This is a genomic window from Hymenobacter terrenus (genome assembly GCF_000972495.1).
Lineage (GTDB): Bacteria > Bacteroidota > Bacteroidia > Cytophagales > Hymenobacteraceae > Hymenobacter > Hymenobacter terrenus.
In genome coordinates this window covers 1-329 of record NZ_LATM01000172.1, presented here as the reverse complement: position 1 = coordinate 329, position 329 = coordinate 1, and the positions used below count along the sequence as shown (strand labels likewise).

1 protein-coding gene is annotated in these 329 nt (G+C 66.0%); it reads right to left on the bottom strand.

The annotated features are described in order from the left end of the window. A partial coding sequence (locus tag WX88_RS31255; RefSeq protein WP_046247534.1) for a hypothetical protein occupies positions 1 to 329 on the bottom strand: 329 nt, incomplete at both ends.

Below are 329 nucleotides of genomic sequence, written 5' to 3'. Positions count from 1 at the left end.
TCACGTTGATGACGGCTTGCTTGAGGATGTCGACATAGATGCCGCCGCCGAAGCCGCTGTGGAAGGCCTTCAGGCCGGAGTCGGTGTCCTGGTCGTTGTCGGAATACACGCGGCCGACGTCGGCCAGGCCCATGATGCCGAACTTGCCGGGGAAGACGTAGGCGTTGAAGGAGAACAGCTCCAGCCGCGGCTCGAAGTTGGCGTACACCGCCGTGCGGCCGGCGAAGCGGGTGCGCCGGTAGCCGCGCAGGTTGGTGGTGCCGCCCAGGGTGTTGGCCTGGTAGAAGCGGTAGTCCCCATAGGTATGCTGGTACCCGATGCGCCCCGCG